Source organism: Maritalea myrionectae (genome assembly GCF_003433515.1).
Lineage (GTDB): Bacteria > Pseudomonadota > Alphaproteobacteria > Rhizobiales > Devosiaceae > Maritalea > Maritalea myrionectae.
Genome location: NZ_CP021330.1, coordinates 2621408 through 2640480, shown reverse-complemented (window position 1 = coordinate 2640480; position 19073 = coordinate 2621408). Strand labels below are relative to the sequence as shown.

The 19073-nt window shown below is 53.0% G+C and carries 21 protein-coding genes and 1 tRNA gene; 10 read left to right on the top strand and 12 right to left on the bottom strand.

Translation table 11 applies throughout. From position 1 onward, the window contains the following. Positions 1-4 precede the first annotated feature (4 nt). Complete coding sequence (locus MXMO3_RS13295; protein WP_117396181.1) at positions 5-736, top strand: SOS response-associated peptidase; 732 nt, start codon at positions 5-7, stop codon at positions 734-736. Here the strand turns inward: MXMO3_RS13295 and MXMO3_RS13290 are convergent. Continuing rightward, positions 733-2145, bottom strand: coding sequence for an FAD-binding oxidoreductase (locus tag MXMO3_RS13290; protein WP_117396180.1), 1413 nt, complete (start codon positions 2143-2145; stop codon positions 733-735). The genes MXMO3_RS13295 and MXMO3_RS13290 overlap by 4 nt on opposite strands. 117 nt (positions 2146-2262) lie before the next feature. On the opposite strand from MXMO3_RS13290, the gene fabI reads away from it, so the two are divergent. From fabI to aroC, 3 genes are read left to right on the top strand one after another with little or no spacing between them, the layout of a single operon-like run. Beyond that, on the top strand, positions 2263-3060 hold the full coding sequence (gene fabI, locus MXMO3_RS13285) for an enoyl-ACP reductase FabI (RefSeq protein ID WP_027833573.1): 798 nt from the start codon (positions 2263-2265) through the stop codon (positions 3058-3060). A 35-nt stretch (positions 3061-3095) separates the two neighbouring features. Then, the gene (locus MXMO3_RS13280) at positions 3096-3710 is read left to right on the top strand and encodes a histidine phosphatase family protein (RefSeq protein WP_117396179.1); all 615 of its coding nucleotides are present in this window, start codon (positions 3096-3098) and stop codon (positions 3708-3710) included. A gap of 60 nt (positions 3711-3770) precedes the next feature. Continuing rightward, the gene (gene aroC / locus MXMO3_RS13275) at positions 3771-4877 is read left to right on the top strand and encodes a chorismate synthase (RefSeq protein ID WP_027833571.1); all 1107 of its coding nucleotides are present in this window, start codon (positions 3771-3773) and stop codon (positions 4875-4877) included. Positions 4878-4959: 82 nt separating this feature from the next. Here aroC and MXMO3_RS18720 read toward each other — a convergent pair whose 3' ends face one another. The 6 genes from MXMO3_RS18720 to MXMO3_RS13250 form a co-directional block, all read right to left on the bottom strand. Then, the gene (locus MXMO3_RS18720; protein WP_156905446.1) at positions 4960-5109 is read right to left on the bottom strand and encodes a hypothetical protein; all 150 of its coding nucleotides are present in this window, start codon (positions 5107-5109) and stop codon (positions 4960-4962) included. 219 nt (positions 5110-5328) lie between these two features. Further along, the gene (locus tag MXMO3_RS13270) at positions 5329-6060 is read right to left on the bottom strand and encodes a TlyA family RNA methyltransferase (RefSeq protein WP_205468019.1); all 732 of its coding nucleotides are present in this window, start codon (positions 6058-6060) and stop codon (positions 5329-5331) included. Positions 6061-6062: 2 nt separating this feature from the next. After that, entirely contained in the window at positions 6063-6662 is a 600-nt protein-coding gene (locus MXMO3_RS13265) for an SCO family protein (protein ID WP_036220794.1), read from the bottom strand. Positions 6663-6813: 151 nt separating this feature from the next. Further along, complete coding sequence (locus tag MXMO3_RS13260; RefSeq protein WP_117396177.1) at positions 6814-7032, bottom strand: DUF6500 family protein; 219 nt, start codon at positions 7030-7032, stop codon at positions 6814-6816. Between the two features lie 13 nt (positions 7033-7045). Further along, positions 7046-7261: an exodeoxyribonuclease VII small subunit gene (locus tag MXMO3_RS13255; protein ID WP_245985842.1), complete on the bottom strand. Its 216-nt coding sequence runs from the start codon at positions 7259-7261 to the stop codon at positions 7046-7048. A 13-nt stretch (positions 7262-7274) separates the two neighbouring features. Next, a complete protein-coding gene (locus tag MXMO3_RS13250) occupies positions 7275-8267 on the bottom strand; it encodes a histone deacetylase family protein (RefSeq protein ID WP_051213143.1) in 993 nt (330 codons plus the stop codon). 77 nt (positions 8268-8344) lie between these two features. On the opposite strand from MXMO3_RS13250, the gene MXMO3_RS13245 reads away from it, so the two are divergent. Further along, complete coding sequence (locus MXMO3_RS13245; protein ID WP_117396824.1) at positions 8345-9298, top strand: L-threonylcarbamoyladenylate synthase; 954 nt, start codon at positions 8345-8347, stop codon at positions 9296-9298. On the opposite strand, the gene MXMO3_RS13240 is transcribed toward MXMO3_RS13245, so the two are convergent. Beyond that, positions 9295-10233, bottom strand: coding sequence for a DnaJ C-terminal domain-containing protein (locus MXMO3_RS13240; protein WP_117396176.1), 939 nt, complete (start codon positions 10231-10233; stop codon positions 9295-9297). The genes MXMO3_RS13245 and MXMO3_RS13240 overlap by 4 nt on opposite strands. Positions 10234-10368: 135 nt before the next feature. Further along, complete coding sequence (locus MXMO3_RS13235) at positions 10369-10833, bottom strand: Lrp/AsnC family transcriptional regulator (protein WP_027833564.1); 465 nt, start codon at positions 10831-10833, stop codon at positions 10369-10371. Between the two features lie 103 nt (positions 10834-10936). Here MXMO3_RS13235 and MXMO3_RS13230 point away from each other — a divergent pair, with 103 nt between their 5' ends. Genes MXMO3_RS13230 through MXMO3_RS13215 form a run of 4 tightly spaced genes read left to right on the top strand, consistent with a single transcriptional unit; the run spans position 10937 to position 14693 of the window. Continuing rightward, positions 10937-11728, top strand: a complete 792-nt coding sequence (locus MXMO3_RS13230) for a class II glutamine amidotransferase (RefSeq protein WP_117396175.1) — start codon at positions 10937-10939, stop codon at positions 11726-11728. Continuing rightward, entirely contained in the window at positions 11729-13183 is a 1455-nt protein-coding gene (locus MXMO3_RS13225; protein ID WP_117396174.1) for an aminotransferase class V-fold PLP-dependent enzyme, read from the top strand. It abuts the gene before it with no gap. A 43-nt stretch (positions 13184-13226) separates the two neighbouring features. Then, positions 13227-13877: a pyridoxamine 5'-phosphate oxidase gene (gene pdxH / locus MXMO3_RS13220; RefSeq protein WP_117396173.1), complete on the top strand. Its 651-nt coding sequence runs from the start codon at positions 13227-13229 to the stop codon at positions 13875-13877. A 12-nt stretch (positions 13878-13889) separates the two neighbouring features. After that, a complete protein-coding gene (locus MXMO3_RS13215; RefSeq protein WP_117396172.1) occupies positions 13890-14693 on the top strand; it encodes a DUF1499 domain-containing protein in 804 nt (267 codons plus the stop codon). On the opposite strand, the gene MXMO3_RS13210 is transcribed toward MXMO3_RS13215, so the two are convergent. Next, on the bottom strand, positions 14690-15616 hold the full coding sequence (locus MXMO3_RS13210) for an MBL fold metallo-hydrolase (RefSeq protein ID WP_117396171.1): 927 nt from the start codon (positions 15614-15616) through the stop codon (positions 14690-14692). The genes MXMO3_RS13215 and MXMO3_RS13210 overlap by 4 nt on opposite strands. Positions 15617-15928: 312 nt before the next feature. Between MXMO3_RS13210 and MXMO3_RS13205 the strand changes: the two genes are divergently transcribed. Continuing rightward, a tRNA-Gln gene (locus tag MXMO3_RS13205) sits at positions 15929-16003 on the top strand. 90 nt (positions 16004-16093) lie between these two features. Here MXMO3_RS13205 and dld read toward each other — a convergent pair. After that, on the bottom strand, positions 16094-17773 hold the full coding sequence (dld, locus tag MXMO3_RS13200) for a D-lactate dehydrogenase (RefSeq protein ID WP_117396170.1): 1680 nt from the start codon (positions 17771-17773) through the stop codon (positions 16094-16096). Positions 17774-17778: 5 nt separating this feature from the next. Continuing rightward, complete coding sequence (locus MXMO3_RS13195; protein ID WP_117396169.1) at positions 17779-18948, bottom strand: alpha-hydroxy acid oxidase; 1170 nt, start codon at positions 18946-18948, stop codon at positions 17779-17781. Positions 18949-19073 lie beyond the last annotated feature (125 nt).

The following is a 19073-nucleotide window of genomic DNA, read 5'->3' as shown; positions in this document are numbered from 1 at the left end:
TCATATGTGCGGGCGACTGGATCTTCATCATCCACAAGAGGAATTGCTGAATTTGTTTAAACTGAACGAGTTGGACAAATTCCCAGCCCGCTACAACATTCCGCCCACCCAGCCCGTTTTGAGCATCATCAATCAAGGCCGCGGCAATGAGGCTCACCTAATGCGTTGGGGCCTTGTGCCGCACTGGGTAAAAGACCCGCGCGAGTTCACTGTGTTGGCCAATGCGCGCGTGGAAACAGTGGCGGAAAAGCCAGCATTCAAAAGCTCGTTGAAAAACCAACGCTGCTTGGTGCCCGCCAGCGGCTATTATGAATGGTTGCGCAGAGATGGTGAAAAACAACCCTTTCATATCCACAAAGAGGATGGCTCATTGCTGGCGTTGGCCGGACTTTACGCCACGTGGGAGGGGCCGAATGGAGAAGAGATCGACAGCTTTGCAATCCTGACCCAAGAGGCGACAGGCGAGTTGGCCGATATTCATCACCGCACCCCTGTACATGTCCCAAAAGAGGATATGGAAGATTGGCTCGACACCAAAAATGTCAATGCGCAAAGCGCGTTGAAACTGGTGCGCCCGCTCATCAAACAGGGCGTGATCAGCTTTCCGGTGTCGAAAGCGGTCAACAGTGCCCGCAACGAAGGTGCAGAGTTGATCAAAGAGGTCAGCTTGGAAGACAAGCCCAAGGAAAAAGCGGCGCCGAAATCTAAAAAGTCGACACAGCTTGATCTTTTTTAAGGGCGTACGATTTTACCGGGATTGAGTATATTTTTCGGATCAAGTGCCAACTTGATGCTCTTCATCATATCCAGTGCCGTTGGGTCTTTCTTTTGCGCCAACAAATCAGCTTTCAGTTGCCCAATGCCGTGCTCGGCTGAAATAGACCCATTAAGGCGCGCCAAAATTTCGTAAGTTGCCGCATGAATGGCCGGGGCAGAGGCCTGCAAATCGCCTTCAAAGCCTTCCGGCGCGAGGAAATCATAGTGGATATTGCCGTCGCCCATATGCCCAAACGCGACCGAGCGGATGCCCGGCAGAATCTCTTCTGCAACAGCGTCCACCTCTTCAATCAAGGTGGGAATATCGCGAATCGCCACCGAAATATCGTGCTTGATGGAATCTCCCTCGCGCTTTTGACATTCGGAATAGTTTTCCCGCATCAGCCACATCAACTGCCGATCGCCCAAAGAGTTGCAGACCGAAGCATCTTCGACCAGCCCTTTTTCGACCAACTCTTCCAGCACAGCCATCAACGCACCATCTTGGTCGCCTTCAAACAGCGAAAGCTCCATCAAGATATGCCAGTTAGACGGTGTATCTTGGGAACGCGGGTCACGGCCAATGAGGTCGTGCTTCAATTGTAAATCAATGCCGATGGTTGGTAGCAATTCAAAGGAGGTGAGGCGGTTGCCGCTGCGCTCACGCACAATTTCAAACACATCTACACCAACTTGTGGTGACGCGATATTCAACAATGCCGTCTCGAATGCGCGGGGACGCGGAAACATTTTCATCGACGCTGCCGTGATGATGCCCAATGTGCCTTCGGCACCGACCAGCAAATCTTTGAGATCATAGCCCGTATTGTCTTTGCGCAGTTTCGACAGGCCGTTGTAGATGCGCCCGTCTGCCAACACGGCCTCAACGCCCATGCAAAGGTCACGCGAGTTGCCATAGGCCAGAACGGCGGTTCCCCCGGCATTTGTGGACAAAATGCCACCAATTTGGCACGTGCCTTCTGACCCGAGCGAAAGCGGGAACAGGCGATTGGCCTCTTCTGCATGTTTTTGGGCTTCCAACACCGTAACACCAGCTTCAAGTGTCATAACATTGGTAGAGGCATCAATATCGCGCACTTGCCGCATTTTCGCTAAGCTGAGAATGATCTCATTGCCATTGGCGGGCACTTGGCCACCCACAAGACCAGTATTGCCCCCCTGGGGCACCACAGAAACACCGTTCTGATAGGCAAATTGCATCACCTTTTGCACCATCGCGACAGAGGTTGGCGTCACGGCACAGCGCGCGCCTTTATGAAACAAATCGCGGGGCTCATCCAAAAAGCGCACCATGGCGGCATCGTCTTGGTGAAAATTTGCATCGCCAACAATTTCAAGAAGTTTATCAAATGGTTGCGCCGGGGTCATGGAACACTTTGCTCTAATTTGAGGAAACGGAACAGTAGAAAACTGATACAAAAACTTGCCCGTTTTCCCCGGCTGTGTCAAAACCCAATTCAAAGGTTTTTCTCAAGGAGTGCATTTATGACCAGCGGCAACCTGATGCAAGGCAAACGGGGCGTAATCATGGGCGTGGCCAACAACCGGTCAATCGGTTGGGGTATCGCCAAGGCAGTTGCGAGCCAAGGCGCAGAGCTTGCCTTCACCTACCAAGGTGAAGCATTGAAGCGTCGTGTGGAGCCCCTAGCGGCAGAAGCTGGCTCGGATCTGGTGATCGAGGCCGATGTCACCGACGAAGCGGCCCTGGACAAAGCATTTGCCGCCATCGAAGAAAAATGGGGCAAGATTGACTTCCTGGTCCACGCGATTGCCTTTTCAGACAAGAGCGAGCTCGAAGGTCGCTTTATCGACACAACGCCAGGCAACTTCCAGAACTCCATGAACATTTCAGTTTATTCTTTGGTTGCCGTGGCCAAGCGGGCCCGCAAAATCATGAACGAAGGCGGCTCAATGGTGACCCTGACTTATTACGGGTCTGAAAAAGTGGTGCCAAACTACAATGTAATGGGCGTGGCCAAGGCCGCACTGGAAGCATCCGTGCGCTATCTGGCGGCCGATCTTGGCCCGGAAGGCATCCGCGTGAACGCTATTTCTGCCGGTGCGATTAAAACACTGGCTGCGTCGGGCATTGGCGACTTCCGCAAAATGTTGTCTTACGGTGAAGCCAACTCACCATTGCGTCGCAATGTGAGCATTGATGAAGTGGGCAATGCCGGGCTTTACCTGCTGTCAGACCTTTCGTCAGGCACCACAGGTGAAGTGCACCATGTGGACAGCGGCTACAATGTGATGGGCATGCGCGTGCTCGATAGCCAGGAATAAGCAAACCACCGCAGCACTTAAGAGCGTTTAGACCTATGGCACATCAAAACTGGCCGTTGATTTATTTCGTGCGGCACGGGCAAACCGACTGGAATCGCGCAAGCCGATTTCAGGGCCAACGCGATGTGCCGCTAAACGATCATGGGCGCAATCAGGCCAAGTTGAGTGGTGAAATATTAAATGAGTTGGTGACCCGCGATGGTGGGTCGCCCGATCAGTTTGATTGGTTCTGTTCGCCGCTCGGGCGCACGCGCGAAACCATGGAGATTGTGCGCCAGCAGTTTGATGCTGATTTGCCTGAAGTCACATTCGATGATCGGTTGCGTGAAATTTCCTTTGGTCATCTCGAAGGCATCCTGGCCAGCGATGTGCAAAAGGATTTTCCGGAAGAGCACGAGAAGCGGTCGCAAAGCAAGTGGCTGCACCGCCCAAAAGATGGCGAAAGCTATGCCGAAGTGATCGAACGTGTGAATGAGTTTATGCACGAACATATCACGCGTCCGACAGTTGTGGTGGCCCATGGCGGCGTGGCGCGCACCTTCCGCCACCTGGTGACGGGCGAGCCCGGCGATGTACTCGATAAATGGGCGCCGTCTCAAGAAGCGGTGTTTCGCTTTGAGAATGGACAATTTACCGAATATGCAGCCTAGACAATTGTTGCGGTCTCTCGCAAAATTGTCGGCAGCAATCTCAAACCTTTAGGATGCACCATGTCGCACAACAGCTTTGGTCAACTTTTCCGCTTTACCACTTGGGGTGAAAGCCATGGACCAGCGTTAGGCGTGGTGATTGATGGGTGCCCTGCGGGTTTGGCCATTTCAGAACCGATGATCCAGGAAAAACTAGACCGTCGCAAACCGGGCCAATCGAAATATACCACCCAACGGCGCGAACCCGATCAGGTGAAAATCCTGTCAGGCACATTCGAGGATGAACGTACCGACGGGCTGCGCACCACAGGCACGCCGATCTCGCTGATGATCGAAAATACCGATCAGCGCTCCAAAGATTACGGCGACATTCGCGACAAGTTCCGTCCGGGACACGCGGATTTCACCTATGAGCAAAAATATGGCATCCGCGATTATCGCGGCGGAGGTCGTTCTTCTGCGCGCGAAACTGCGGCACGTGTGGCGGCTGGGGCCGTGGCCCAATTGGTGGTGCCAGACATCAAAATCCGCGCCAGCCTGGTGCAGGTTGGCCCACACAAAATCGACTATGATCGGTTTGATTGGGACGAAGTGAACAACAATCCCTTCTTCTGCGCTGATCCAGTAGCGGCGGAGGAGTGGGCGACCTATCTCGATGGGATCCGCAAGGCTGGTTCGTCTGTCGGGGCAATTATCGAAGTGGTGGCTGAAAACGTGCCCGTCGGCCTCGGCGCACCTGTCTATGGCAAACTTGATCAGGATTTGGCGTCGGCGATGATGTCCATCAATGCGGTGAAAGCCGTGGAGATCGGTGCTGGATTTGATACGGCGGAAATGACAGGCATTGAAAACGCCGACGAAATGCGGGCAGGCGAAAACGCACCCTATTTCAAGAGCAATAAAGCGGGTGGCATTCTGGGCGGAATTTCCAACGGCGACCCGGTTGTGGTGCGCTTTGCGGTGAAGCCCACCAGCTCCATTCTGGTGCCGCGCGAAACCGTCACCAAAACCAATGAAAACGCCGACATCATCACAAAGGGCCGTCACGATCCTTGTGTCGGTATACGCGCCGTACCTGTGGGCGAAGCGATGATGGCGCTTGTGTTGGCGGATCATTTCTTGCGCCACCGCGGCCAGACAGGCCGCGAGGGCGGGATTGGATTTTAGCTCGAACTGTATTTGCCAACTACATAAATGTGGGCGCAGTTGACTAACGCTATGCAAAAATGCATTGGCGAACTAAATGGCGCTATCTTTTTTTGAGTTCGCTATACAATTTTGAGCCTGCCCAAATCACACCGGCAAATGCCGTGTAATAGAAAAACTGGTCTGCCGCAAACAGGTAATTGTCGATCAAAATGATGTATTGGTCGACCGTGTTCATGCCGACGGTGCTCATATTTTGATTCACGTAAGTAGCAAGAATTGACGCCAGAGAAGAAATGAATCCGTATATAATAAGGATTGGTGGAGTGTTCTTGAGAATTTTTTCCATAGAGCTCGTAAATATTCAACAATTTTGATTTAAAAAATAACTATTAAAATCTGCCAAATAATCAATGTGATTGAAAGCTCTAATTGCAGATATATGCTTTATTTCACAGGATTGTTCAGCATGCTAACCCGTTTTGCGGTACCAGTGAATGAACTCCTGGTTGCCGTCGCCACCCGCTATGGGTGAGGGGATCTCTGCGCGTTTTTCCCAATTCTGTTGCACCACAAAATTGTCGACCCGTCGGCGTGCCGCCTCAATGGCTGCCACATCTTTCACAATGCCGCCTTTGCCAACTTTCTCCCGGCCCACCTCAAATTGGGGCTTCACCAGCAACAGCGCATCTGCACCAGATGTGCAAAGCGCCAGCGCGGGCGCGATGACTTTTGTGAGGGAAACGAAGCTGATGTCGCTCACCAAAAGCTCGATGGGTTTGGTCACAATTTCATCGGAAAGAAGCGTTGCATTGGTGTTTTCGAGATTCACCAACTGCGGCGCGGTTTTGATTTCGGCGGCAAGCTGGTCGCGCCCCACATCCACCGCAAACACGGTTTCCGCTTCGTGCTCCAATAAAACCTGAGTAAAACCGCCGGTAGATGCCCCAAGGTCGAGGCAGGTTTTGCCCGTGACCTCAATGCCGCTTGCCTTTATGCCCGCCAACAGTTTGAGTGCAGCGCGCGATACATAAGGGGCGGTGGGGTCATCAATTTTCACCACATCTTTGTCGGAGATTTTTAGCCCCGCTTTGGCGGCGGGGCGCCCGTTGACGGTGACGCAGCCGCGCAAAATGGCGTCGCGCGCACGCGCGCGCGAACGACACAAACCATTTTCGTCTAAAAACTGATCCAGCCGCCTCAAGTTCAGCCTTCAATATTCAACAAGCGCTTGAGTTTGGCCACGGCGCTTTCCTTGCCTTCGCCATATGCAATGGTGCCCGCAAAGACGCCATTCTCGTCCAAAAGATAGAGCGTTGCCGTGTGGTTGACCAAATAGTCGGAGCTATCTTCATCGGTCACTTTTTCGGAAAAAATGCCATATTTGGATTTGATCTCGTCAACCTGCTCTGGTGTGCCTGTCAGGCCGATAATGTCCTCGCCGAACGAGCTGAGATAGGCGTCCAATTGTTCCGGCGTATCCCGCTCTGGATCGACTGTCACAAAAACAGTTTTGATGTCCTCGCTGGTCAGATCAAGCGCCTGCCGCCAAACATTGCTTTCATAGAGCGTGGTGGGGCAAACGTCAGGGCAGAACGTATAGCCGAAAAACATCATGGTCGGTTCGCCAGCCAAATCATCCTGCGTGAAGGTCTCGCCCTTGGTGCTCACCAACTCAAAATCGCCGCCAAAGCGCACGGTTTCTGAAGCGGGTAAAGTTTGGCGATAAAGGGTGAAAATGGTGGCAGTGACGCCGACAATTAAAACAAGTGCCCATAGGATTAGGCGCACACGTGCGAGGCTCATGATGTATCTCCAACTCAGCTTGGACTCGTTTGAAACCTAAATCCAAGCCCTTGTAAAGGCGATGCGACCCATCGTCCTTGCAGCATTTATTTGAATCAATGTGTGAAGTTGCCGACTCTATTTATGAATAAAGTCAATTAAGGCTATGGCGTTATTCGCCTTTTTCAATCATGGATTTGATTTTAACCGCCTTTTCAAAATGGTCCAGCCGATGGGTTTCAATCCACCAGCGCGCGGCTTCCATCAGGATTTCCGGCGTATCATTTTTGTTTTTGAAAAAAGCATAAAAAGAAATGCCGACATTATCGCCCTTTTGGGCGATTTTTTTGTCGCACACTTCAACGGCCTTTTGCCGCAAGCTATCGCGCATTTTATCGGGCTTTCTAGCTGTCGAGTGGCTCGGTGCCCTGCGGCTGGCTATTGCCGTCTAGCGTGATTTTTTCGATCCGGGCTTCGGCCTGTTTCAGCAATTTCTCACAATGGGCCTTCAGCAAACCGCCGCGCTCATAAACCTCAATGCTTTCCTGCAAAGGCGCACGGCCAGCTTCAAGCTTGCCCACAATTTGCTCAAGCTCGGTCAGCGCGGTTTCAAAATCCATCTCGGCAATATCGCTATGCGTTTTCTCGCTCACGCCAAATTCCTTCTAGTTCTTTTGCTGCATCAAAGGGCGCGCCCATTTCTCCATGCTCTAGCATATTGATATGCGCCGCAACACCTTCAGCCAATGCATTTAGATGATATCCACCTTCTAATAGGGATACGATTCTGTTGTCACATCTTTTGTCAGCAATATCCATAATTTTGCCAGTGACCCACGCAAAGTCCCGCGGCTCCCAATTGAGGGAGGCGAGCGGGTCGCGCTGGTCGGCATCAAATCCGGCAGAGAGCAAAATCAGATCGGGGTTAAACCGATCAAGCGCGGGCAAAATACGATCATTGTACGCTTCGCGCATCGTTGCGCCATTCGTGCCTTGAGAAAGCGGCGCATTATAAATATTGCCTGCGCCCGTTTCGCGCTTTTGTCCCGTGCCCGGAAATAAGGGCATTTCGTGGGTGGAGCCATAAAACATATTGCGATCATTGTAGAAAATGTCTTGTGTGCCATTGCCGTGATGCACGTCGAAATCGACAATCGCCACACGTTCCAGCCCATATTTTTCGCGCGCCCAAAGCGCGGTGATGGCAATGGTGTTGAACAGGCAAAACCCCATGGGGCGATCATGTTCGGCGTGGTGGCCAGGCGGGCGAATGGCGCAAAAGCCATTTTGATGGTGGCCCAACATCACGCTTTCCACCGCGTCCATGGCCCCGCCCATGCCGCTCATCACAGCTTCAAAGCTGTTGGCCGCAATAAAGGTGTCGCCATCAATCTCTGCAATGCTTTCAACAGGGCGGCGCGATTTCACCAACTGAATATGTTGTTGGGAATGGGCCAGCTCCACCAACCCCAAATCGGCATATTTGGCTTCGCTTTTGTCAAAACCAGCGAACTGTGCATGGTTGAAAAGCAAGTCGAGATAATGCAGGCGGTCAGGGCTTTCTGGATGCCCTTTTGGCATTTGGTGCTGTGCACCTTGCGGGTGTTGGATAAGCAAACATGCCATCTAATTTGTTTCGCCTTTACTTGCGTTTGCTGAACTTGATTCTTGACCTTCTTGCAAAGCCTTGTCAAACAGCACCGATGAGAGAGCCGCGCGATAGCACACATTTAGTTAAAATTGAACAAGCTGCCCGCATTTTACGGGACGGCCATGTGGTGGCGATGCCCACCGAAACTGTCTATGGGCTGGCGGGCGACGCGGCGCGCGATGATGCGGTGTTGGAGATTTTTGAAACCAAGGCCCGCCCGCGCTTCAATCCGCTGATCGTGCATTGCGCGGATTTGGAAATGGTGCAGCGGCTCGCACTATTCCCCAAATTGGCGCAAAAACTGGCCGATCAGTTTTGGCCCGGCCCACTCACCATGGTGTTGCCCAAGCGGGCCGATGCACCAGTTTCAGACTTGGTGACGGCAGGTTTAGACACAATCGCCATCCGTATGCCCAAACATCATTTGGCGCGTGAATTGATTGCAGCGGCAGGTTTTCCCGTGGCGGCGCCGTCTGCCAATCCGTCCGGTAAACTATCGCCCACAACAGCACAACATGTGCTGGATGGGTTTGAAGGGCGTGTGCCAGTGGTTGATGGCGGTCCGGCGGAGGAGGGGGTGGAATCCACCATCGTCGCCGTTAGCGATGATCAATTGGTGCTGTTGCGGCCCGGCACGATCGCGCGTGCCCAGCTTGTCGAAGCGACCAATGTGCCAGTGCTCGATCCGCAAGACAAAACCATCAAAGCGCCGGGCATGTTGCTGTCGCACTATGCGCCCAACGCTGCTGTGCGTTTAAATGCTGTGGATTGCCATGATGGGGAAGCGGCGCTGAACTTTGGCGCAAGTGGCCTTGAAAGCAAGCATGCAACGCTCAACCTTTCGCCAAATGGTGATCTGGCGGAAGCGGCGCGCAATTTGTTTAGCTTGTTACGGCAGGCGGATCAGCAGGGCGTGCACACCATTGCAGTGGCTCCTATTCCAGCGGATGGCTTGGGCGAAGCGATCAATGACCGCTTGCGCCGCGCCGCTGCAGACCGCAATTAGCTTTCTTCGCGCGGTGTATATGGCTTTTGATCACGCCAAAACCGCATCAGGCTTTCAAGGTCGGGATCTTTTTTCTCTGGCAGCACAATCCGCAAATTGACATAGAGATCACCTTCGCCAAATAACCCTTTGCCTTTGAGGCGCAATGATTTTGACGTATCCATGCCCGGTTGGACTTTGAGCTCAACTGCGCCGGATAGGGTGGGTACACGCACTTTGCCGCCCAACACGGCTTCATAAAGCGTGATCGGCACATCCACGCGCAAGTCGTCGCCATCCTTGCGGAAATGCTTGTGCTTTTTCACTTTGACCTGCACCAACACGTCACCGCGCTTGCCCCCCATAGGAGAGGCTTCGCCTTGACCTTTCAGGCGCACTTGCTGCCCGTCATTAAGCGGATATGGCAAGTTGACCGACAGCACCTTGCCATTTGGCAGAGTCACTGGCACCGGTTCACGCGCATGAATTTCTTCCAAGGTCACATTCAGGCGTACCTTGACGTCTTCGCCTTTGGGGCGATTGCGGGCACCAGTGGAAAAGTTGCGGGCGCTGCCCATACCCATGGGACCAGCGCCACTACGGCCACCGAAGCCGCCGCCAAGGCCGCCCATAAATTCTTTTAAGATATCCTCAGGGTTGACCCCAGAGCTTTGCTGGCCACCACCGCGCGCGCCACCCCCGCCAAAGCCGGAAAAATCAAATCCGGCCATTTTAGGGTTGCCATCGGCATCTATTTCACCGCGGTCATATTGCTGGCGCTTCTGCTTATCAGACAAAAAGTCATAAGCATTCGTGGCTTCAGCAAATTTTTCCTGAGCCTTCGGTTCTTTATTTTGGTCCGGGTGATAGGTCTTCGCCAGTTTACGATAGGCAGACTTGATCTCCTGATCGCTCGCCGAGCGCGCCACACCCAAAACGCTATAGGGATCACGCATAAAACGAGTCACTCCAAAATTGGCGTTGATCGAAATTCTCCATCAACGCGATTTCACATTTGCTTCATATATGGAGATGGGCACCGACAATGTCCAGCTTTTGGCGGTGAAAAGCCCTCATTTTCCGATCAAAAACTATATTGGCAAGGGGCGCTGCTCTTCAATCGCCTCCATGGCGAAATATGAAGTGACCGAATCGAGTTCCACCTTCGATATGAGTCGCTGGTAAACATCGTCATAGCTCGACATGTCCTGCGTCACCACTTTCAGGAAATAGTCATAGTCGCCACCAATGCGGAAAAAGTCGATCACCTCAGGGATGGTTGAGACATGCGCCCGAAATTTTTCGAGCCAATCGGCCGAGTGGTGCCTGGTGCGCAGCATAACAAAGACCACCAACCCAAAGCCCAGATCATCGCGATCCAGCAAAATCGTTGAGCCCTTGATAAAGCCTGCGGCTTTGAGATTTTGCAACCGGCGCCAACATGCATTTTGGCTCAAATGGACCAAATCGGCCAAATCACGCTGCGTCAGGGACGCATCGCGCTGCATGTGTCGCAATATAGCGCAATCATAATGATCGAGTTTATGTCCATTCATGTGGTCATTTGACCAAATATTTATCACTTTGTCCATAAATTTAGAGAGAATTTCTCACTAAATTCGCGCAATAATAGATCCCTGAGATCGAAAGAGGGTCAAAATGTGCCGTTGGATCGCTTATTTGGGTCAACCGACCCATATGGAAGATTATCTATATGATGGGGAGCATGCTCTTTGCGGGCAGGCGCAAAAATCCTATCAAGCCAAGCTTGGTGTCCATGGCGATGGCGGCGGCTTAGGCTGGTATAGCCGAAAACCGTTTCCTGGCCTTTATCGCAATGCGGGGCCCGCGTGGGGCGATCCAAACCTGCGCGAGATCACCTCGCAGTTGGAAAGCAATCTGTTTTTTGCGCATGTGCGGGCGTCTACCGGCGCGCCGAACATATTTGTGAATTGTCATCCGTTTCGCTGCGAAAATTGGCTGTTTATGCATAACGGCCAAATCGGAGATTTCGAAAAGGTCAAACGACCGCTTGAGCAAAAGCTTGATGACCAAAGCTACCAAATGCGCCAAGGCGATACGGATAGTGAGCTGATTTTTGCTTTGCTGTGCACCAATGGCTTAAGGCGCGATCCGGTTCAGGCGATTGAAGCAACAATAGATCAAATTCTGGATCATATGCGCCACGCCGGCGTCAAAGCGCCTTTTCGCGCCACTTTCGCTTTAGCCGATGGTGAAAATGTCTGGGCCATCCGCTGGTCAAACGACGCCCACGCCCCATCGCTCTATCAACGGCTGCAATGTGATCATTTTTTGCTGGCCTCAGAACCCCTCGATGACATTGAAGACAATTGGCGCGAGGTGCCGCCCAATTCGCTCGTTCATGCCCAACTGACCAAAGATGGGCAGGTCCAGATGTCCCAATCATTCCTATTTGAAAAGGTGGCCTAAATGTTTGAGAAATTTACACAAAAGCTGGCTGTCCAAAACGATCTTCCTGCGTTTCTGCGTGATCAATTGATTGGCGATAATGCGATGATCGAGGGGCCATTCGGGCCACAAAAAATGGTCTACGCTGATTATGTTGCGTCCGGGCGCGCCTTGCGGGTGATTGAGGATTTCGTCGCGGAAGAGGTGCTGCCCTATTACGCCAATTCGCATACCCGTGCGTCCTATTGCGGGGAGAAAATGACCGCCATGCGCGAAGCTGGTCGGGCCGAAATCGCCCGCATAATCGACGCGGGCCGCGAGCATTCGGTGATTTTTACTGGCGCTGGCGCGACAGCGGCGATCAATCGTTTGGTCAAGCTGGTGGGGCTGGAGGATCTGGTGCGGGCGGATCAAGTGCCAGTCGTATTTTTGGGGCCATATGAACACCATTCCAACATTTTACCCTGGGTCGAATCGGGCGCAAAAATTGTCTATGTGCCCGAAGCCGAGGAAGGTGGGTTGGATTTGAATGCGCTTTCCAACCTGCTTGATCAATATGCCCATCATTGTTTGCGCATCGGCAGTTTTTCTGCCGCGTCCAACGTCACGGGCATCACCACGGATGTGGTCGCCACCACGCGATTGCTCAAAGAAAAAGGGGCGCTCAGCTTCTGGGATTATGCAGGCGGCGCGCCGTACCTCCCGGTGAGCCTCACCCCAGCGCCTAGCTTGGAAATTGATGCCATCTTCATGTCGGCCCATAAATTTGCAGGCGGCCCTGCCGCTTCAGGCATTTTGGCGGTGAAAGATGAAGTTGTGCGGCGCAATGTGCCCTCATGGCCGGGTGGCGGCACAGTCACCTACGTGTCCGAATGGGACCGTGACTATGTGGATTCGATCGCTGAACGCGAAGAGGCTGGCACACCCAATATTATCGGCGATATACGCGCTGCCTTGTGCTTCTTGACCAAAGAGGCGCTGGATGCCGACATGATCGCCACCCGTCAGCAGCAATTTGTGCGCATGGCGATGGCGCGCTGGAGTAAAAATCCAAATATTCATTTGTTGGGAAATCTGGACGCCCACCGCATCCCGATTTTCTCCTTCATCGTCACCGACAATGAAGGGATGCCTGTGCCGCATAACTTTTTCACCCGGGCACTGTCCGATCTTTACGGCATTCAAGCGCGCGGTGGCTGTGCGTGCGCCGGACCATATGGCCACCATTTGTTGAATATTGATCAGCATCAATCCGAACAGGTGCGCAATGAGATAAAGCAGGGGAACGCACTGGCAAAGCCCGGTTGGGTGCGGCTGAATTTCAGCTACCTCTTTGATGATCGAAAAACCCAATTCATCATTGATAAGGTTGACGAATTGGCCAATAGTGCGGGCACATATCTGGATCAATATCAGCTTGATCCGCAATCTGGCATTTTTTGCCATAAGGCGGAGGGGCTGCAAGCGGTCGGCTAGGCAGGTACTGCTCCACGCCGACTTTAAAAAAGGAACGGCATAAATGGCGCAGGACAATATCGAAGCCTTGGTGAAATCTCGCAACAAAGAGCTATTCGACCCCGCATTCAAAGGGGATATTGACCCTTATGAATTGTTTGATCGCTGGCTGGAATTGGCGTGGGAAAAAGAACCACGCAACGCCAATGCCATGTCGCTGGCCACGCTGGACGCTGATGGGCTGCCCAATATCCGCATTGTGCTGCTTAAAGAACGTGAAGATGACGGCTTCACCTTTTACACCAACACAACCAGTGCCAAAGGTGATGAACTGGCCGAGCATCCAAAGGCGGCGCTTGGCTTTTATTGGAAATCCCTTGAATGGCAGGTGCGGGTACGCGGCAAGGTGCAGCCGGTGAGCGAAGAGCGCGCAGACGCATATTATGCGTCACGCCCACGCGGGTCGCAAATTGGTGCCCATGCCTCAGACCAATCAAAGCCATTGGCGTCGCGTCAAGAACTGATCGATCGGGTGGAAGAGCTGACAGAAAAATATGAAGGTCAGGACGTGCCGCGTCCCGATCATTGGTCAGGTTATACGGTTTTGCCAAGTGAGATTGAATTTTGGTGTGATGGCGAATTTCGCCTGCATGACCGGGTTCGATTTACGAAAAACAAAAATGGCGAGTGGCAACGCCAGCGCCTAAACCCTTAGGCGAAGTAGCACGTGCGCATTTTCATCAAAACCTCAGCTTGGGCCGTTTGGGCGGCGCGTTTGGCGCGCCTTGTCATTCCGCTCTATGTGGTGTCGGTGTTGGCGCATCATATCGAACTTATTGATGGCCCAATTTTCGTCACCATGTTTGCGCTGGCCACCATATTGGGGATGGCCGCGCTGGCGGTGGGCCTCATCGCCTTTTTACGCTTGTGGTACACGGGCGATCATGGATGGGGCATGGCCAGTTGGGCCAATTTGGTCGGCATTGCTGTGGCTGGTCTTTTAGGGCTGACAGTGCTGTTGGCCACACAACACCCGCAAACCAACCAAGTGACGACCAACATCAATAATCCACCACCTTTGGGGGCACCGTCGCTCGAAACGCCGGCCAAACAGGCTGAGCTTGAGCAAATGGCGCAGGAGGTGGCGATTAGCTTTCCCACCGCCGTGACCCGCGCCTACCCACTTGGCCCCAACGATATACTGCCCCTGCTTGAACGACAGATCGCGGCAAAGGGATGGGACAATGTGAACCGCCAATCAGCGACCGAGACGGAAACGCTGTACATGGGCGATGTGAAGACGTGGTTGGGTTTTAAAGATCGCGTTTCCATTCGTGCAATTTACGATCAAAACCAGAGCGAAATCGATATGCGGTCTGCTTCCTATTTTGGTGAAGCCGATTTGGGCACCAACGGAAGGCGTATACAATCCTTCTTGGCAGATTTGGATAGCGCCGTGCGCAAGAAACTCTTGGACCTAAGCCGTGCCGCACCTTTGCAAGAAGAGCCATCGACTGAGGAGGCGGACTAGGCTGCGCTATAAACCGGCTGCCGCAAGAGCCGCGTGTGCTTTCGCAGTTTGTCCTGTTCAGTCAAAAAATGCAGATGCGCCTTCACCGTGAGCAGTGCAGCGCCCTTCACGGCCATCGACACGTCGGGATACATTTTATCCGTCAGCTGCCAGGCAGAGAGCTTGGCGTTTTCTTTAAGCAAGTCAATAATTTGCGCGTTGCGCTGAAGGCGATGCCCTTTGAGCGCTTTGGCAAACTTTTTGCCCTTTACGATTCGGTCGCCATGGGCGGGAAGATATATTTGTCCCGGGCAAGCCAATAAAAAGTCTATCGATTCCAAATAGGGCGCCAAGGCGCCATCCGGATCAGCAATGAGCGTAGAGTTCCACCCCATGATGTGGTCACCAGTGAGAATGTGCGCCCGGTCCGATAACGCAAAGCAAATATGATTGGCACAATGCCCGGGCGTTTCAATCACTTCGATTTCCACCGCACCAAGCCGAATAATGTCGCCCTGTTTCAGGGTTCGATCAGGTCGTAATCCGTAATGCCCTGATCGTCTCATCGGGTCGATTTCAAATAGGCGCAGGGCACGCGCGGGCCGATGCGGGCCGCCAAACATCAGCGGCACATCATATTTATGGGCCAGCTTGGGGGCCACGGCCGAATGATCGCGGTGAGTGTGGGTGAGCAATATGGCAACAACTTTGCGCCCATTTAGTGCCCTGTCGATGGCGTTAATATGTGCTTGCACGTCGGGGCCGGGATCAATGATGGCCAACTCGTCTTGGCCCACCAAAAAGCAATTGGTGCCCGTGAACGTGTAGGGCGACGCATTTGGCGCAACGATTCGCTCAACAAAAGGCGCAACGCTTTCCGCCTCACCAATTTTGGGCGAAAAATCTGTTTGGTAGCTGGGTGCAGTTTGCTGTTGCAAAGTCATGTTCGCCTTGGCGTTGAGCGGATAATGCGTAAGAGGGCTTAATTAGTAGGGGCAATTCCAAAAGACTGCAACAATGGGCAATTGAGTCAAATTGTGTGTGAATTGGCCAGAGCTAGTTTAGACTTATCCAAGCCTTTGGTTGGTCGTGAAATTCTCGATAAATGACCAATAGTTGACCCCTTTTGCACCGCTTTTGCCGCCTAAAGGCAAGTTTGTGCAAAAAGTTTGAAAAAGGTGGTTTTCAAAGGTTGCACATCCAAATGAAAACGCATATATACCGACACCGTTCAGTCATTTATTTGACGAACATACTGGGGCGTGGCCAAGTGGTAAGGCAGCGGTTTTTGGTATCGCCATTCGCAGGTTCGAATCCTGCCGCCCCAGCCATCATTTTTCCAAAATTATTGATTTGAATCCGCCGCATTTTGCAGGCGACGAAACCGTGTTTTTTGATGGTCAGCTGCTTCGGTGTGAGGCTTAGACGTAGTGCTTTTTCTTCGACATTTTGCCAATGCCCGGATTGAATGAATTGGTCGGGTCACAGCACTGATAATGCGCCGCCAAATCGGGTTTGGCCACGTAAAGATGCCCCACATTATGTTCGGCGGGATATTCAGCGCCGCGCTGGTCCAACAACTCAAGCATCTGCGCCTTCAACGCCTTGGGGTCTGCGCCTTTTTTAACGATATAATCCTGATGCAGGACATGGCAGAAGAAGTGCCCGTAATAAAGCTTATGGACCAATTGCTCGTCAATTTCTGGCGGCAATTGTTCATACCAATCCAGATCATTGCGCCGCAGGGCGATGTCCAGCGGGATAATTTCTTCAACCTCGGTCCCATGGATCGCCATGTAACGCACAGCAGCGCCGGCGGCGGCAAACCGATGTAGCCCCGCCAACTTGGCTTCGCGCGCGCTGCATTCAAAAGAATCACCATCACGATCAGCAAACAGCTTGGCCAAATATGCTGCCGCCTCGTCGACACCCTCATCGCGCATCTTCAGAATCAAATGATGGCGATAGCGTTGGCGAAACTCCATCATCCGTTTGGGCAAAACGCGCGGGGTGAGGCGGGCAAACAGTTGCATGACACGGTCGGTCAAATTGGCGAAGCCGGGAACATTGCGCAACCGCGAATCGATCGCGCCTTTTAAGGCGAAGAAGGTCGGCAAGCGATCTGTGCCCAACCAATCGATCATCATCACCGTATCTTTGCCGTAGCGTTCGGTCAGATCAAAAACTTCGCGTTCCATATATTCGCCAGAGACAGGCAATGTGTCAAAATGCGCCAAAATATGCCGCCGCAATGTGGTGAGATCTTCGGTATTGTTGGTGCCGATATAAAATGTCTTTTGCTTTTCCGGCTGGGGATAGCTGTCGAGGCGCACGGCGAATATCGCCATCTTCCCCGCGCAGCCTGAGGCTTCGTGCAGCCGTTTTTTGTCGGCATTGAAGCGGGCTGGCGTATCCGCATCGACAGCACGCACATGGTCCGCATAGTCTGTGGCCGAGGCTTTGCGGTTGGTCTCGGCCGGGTTTTTGTCGAAGTCGCCCTGTTCCAGCCGCGTGAGCATCTCCTCGGGTGTTTCCCCCAAGTCGATCCCCAAATGATTGACCAATTGAAGCTGACCATCCGCATCAATTTGCGCATACAACGACAATTCGGTGTAGGCAGGCCCGCGTTCAACCAACGAGCCACCAGAATTGTTGCACACGCCGCCAACGATGGACGCGCCGATACAGGACGAGCCGATTACCGAATGCGGCTCGCGGCCCAGCGGCGCCAATAGCTTTTCAAGCGAGAAGAGGGTGGACCCGGGAAATCCAATCACTTGTTTGCCCTGATCCAGCAAATGGATTTTGTCCATCCGCTGGGTATTGATCAACACTACGTCGCGATCATAACGGCCCGACGGGGTGGAGCCTTCCGTTAAGCCCGTATTGGCGGCTTGCATAATGATGATTTTGTCTGCTGCCCAACAGGCCTGCACAATTTGCCATTGTTCCAGCAAAGTGCCCGGCTGCACAACACACAGCGCTTCCCCTTCGCCAGAGCGAAAGCCGCGCCGAAATCGCTCGGTGGCACGTTGACCTGTGCGCACATGGCGTTTGCCCACAATGGCGCGAAATCTATTAATTAGGTCTTCGTTGGTCATTCAGGTCATTCGCCGCGCTGGCCACAACTATCTTTAAAACGCACATTATGACGACCCAATTGATCAATGGTGCTCACGCCCATCAGGCGCATATCACGTTCAATTTCCGCGCGCATCAAGCCAAGTGCGCGTTCGACGCCGGGCTGGCCCGCTGCGGCGAGCGGATAGAGATATTGCCGCCCCACACCAACAGCCTTGGCGCCAAGGGACAGCGCTTTAAGCACATGAGTGCCGCGCTGAACGCCGCTATCCATCAGCACGTCAAGGCGGTCACCAACTGCATCGACAATCTCCGCCAGCTGATCAAAAGGCGTGCGCGACCCATCTAGCTGTCGGCCGCCATGGTTGGAGAGCACAATGCCCGTGCAGCCAATATCCGCCGCGCGGCGCGCATCCTCAACGGTCATGACGCCTTTAAGGCAGAATTGTCCGTCCCAATCACGCACCATTTGCGCAACATCGTCCCAGTTCAATGTAGGGTCGAGCATTTCGGTGAAATAGCCGCCAATAGAACTTGTGCCACCGCCCATCGATACATGCTCTTCAAGCTGCGGCAGCCGAAATTTTTCATGGGTCACATAATTGATGCCCCACATTGGCTTGAGCATAAATTGCGTCAAACCAGCCAGATTTAAGCGGAAAGGAATTGAGAAGCCCGTGCGCAAATCGCGCTCGCGATTGCCACCCGTGATGCTGTCGACGGTCAACATCATCACATCTACTTTCGCCTCTTTCGCACGTTGCATCATCGCCTTGTTCAGCCCGCGGTCGCGGTGAAAATAAAACTGATAAATCTGCGGGTTTTTGTGCTTTTGCCGCAATTCCTCTAGCGACACTGTGCCCAAGGAGGAGACGCCAAACATGGTGCCATATTTTTCCGTGGCGGCAGCGACCGCGCGCTCACCTTTGTGATGAAACAGCCTTTGCAACGCAGTGGGCGAACAATAGACCGGCATGTCGAGCTTTTGCCCCATCACGGTGACCGACATATCAATGTCGCGCACACCAGCTAAAACTGAAGGCAACAGGTCACACCGGTTAAATGCCTTGCTGTTCTCCGCCAATGTCACTTCATCGTCGGCACCACCATCAATGTAATTGAAGATCGGTCCGGGCAATCTGCGCTTCGCTAGCTTGCGAAAATCTTGGAAATTATAGCAGTCTTTCAAACGCATGACGCGTGCCCCTTTGTAACCATCCGCGCGGCAGTAATTGCAGACGCGGCCTTCAACAACTTGCCTTTCTTTTTAGCGCCTATTGTAGCGATAGAAAAGTCGCCCCAGGCCGGATTAGACCAATG